Origin of the sequence: Dyadobacter koreensis (assembly GCF_900108855.1) — a bacterium.
GTDB classification, from domain to species: Bacteria; Bacteroidota; Bacteroidia; order Cytophagales; family Spirosomataceae; genus Dyadobacter; species Dyadobacter koreensis.
This window is the reverse complement of the sequence record NZ_FNXY01000017.1, coordinates 1-1,428: the sequence shown is the minus strand read 5'-3', so window position 1 is coordinate 1,428 and position 1,428 is coordinate 1. Positions and strand designations below refer to the sequence as shown.

Genomic DNA, 1,428 nt, shown 5'->3' with positions numbered 1-1,428 from the left:
GGCTTTTCTGACTTAACTATTTCGAGCCATTCCAACGCTTTCTGCTGATCAGGGAATAAAGCTGCAACCTGCGTGATCATTTCATGGACGGCAATGCTTTTATCCCTGTTATGGTCAGTTTTAAGCACTTTTTGTCCTCTACCGGCGGCGATTGTGTGGCTGCATATTTCCTGATTACCCTCTGTAGAACTGATAATTAATCGGGAATCTTCCGTTCTTACACACACCTGTGTTTGTTTGCCCTTAAAGGTGCCAATCGGTAGTGAATAGAAGTTTCCCTTGTAAGAGATTGTATTATCTTTTCTGACAGCGTAAGTGGAAAAAACGACTGGCTTGAAAGTATGTGCCCGGTAGGGTTGCAAGAAGCTACGCTCGATGATGTGTTCGACATAAGGCATTTTTCGCGTCACAGCATGTGGCAGTGAATTAGCGGTCCGTCCAAGCCAGCTCATGGCTTCGCTATTCAGAGTCTCAATGTTGTGGTAGGTCCGATTGTAAAGGAAATTTTGTTTGATATACTTGACCAGATTTTCCACCTTTCCCTTACTTTCTGGATCGGATTTTCTACAAAAATGAAGAGAGAAAGACTGTTCCCTGGTGAAGGCGCGGAATGCGGCTGTAAGGATGATATCGCCACCGTTTTCGCTGACGATAAATACTTTATCCTGATCATAAACGATCTCGTCAGGAACACCTTCTATATACTCAAAAGCCTTCTCATGAGCTATGATCGCCAGTTCTGATGTAAAGTAGCGATCTGTAAACCAGACATATTTAAACCTGGATCGAGACAGGATCATCGTGAAGAAGAATACCTTCGCCCTGGTGCCAGATGGGCTTCGCATATTGTACTCACCAAAGTCTACCTGGGCCTGCTTTCCATATGGAAGCTCGTCGACCATTTGATACTCGCGCTCGGTACTTGTTACCGGAATCTGATGTTTGTCTCTGACCCAGCAAACAAAATTAAACACCGTTTTTTGCGAGACTGCCGGTAAGTCATCAAAGTGCTCTTTAAGCCAATCATGCATTTGGGCAGCCGAAGTGTCCTGGAACTTTTCCAGACGCTCTCTGACGAAGTCTTCATACGGAAGTAGGATCTTTTTACGATCCGCCTGCTGGATCAAAAAAGACTCGTACTCCTGTTCGCTCATGTTAAGATACTTGATAACCGTGCGCCGGTTCAGTACCAGGTAACTGCTGATGTGCCGGACGGACAGACCTTCACGGTGCATTCGGTGGATTTCGAAATAAGTCATAAATTTGGCTAAATACACATTCATAAATGCCAGGGTTGGTAAGCCGGCAATTTAGGTGTAGAAAGCTTTGGGGGCATGCCCCCAAAGCTTTCTATCTGGTGCATTCTTGTTACCAATTATGGTGCACTCTTATTTACCAATCGTGGTGCATTGTTATTTACCGATCACA

At 44.7% G+C, this 1,428-nt stretch carries 1 protein-coding gene; it reads right to left on the bottom strand.

Annotated features, from left to right (window positions below):
• The coding region (gene istA / locus BMY70_RS30595; protein ID WP_090342605.1) for an IS21 family transposase at positions 1-1,283 on the bottom strand (1,283 nt) is incomplete at its 3' end.
• Positions 1,284-1,428 lie beyond the last annotated feature (145 nt).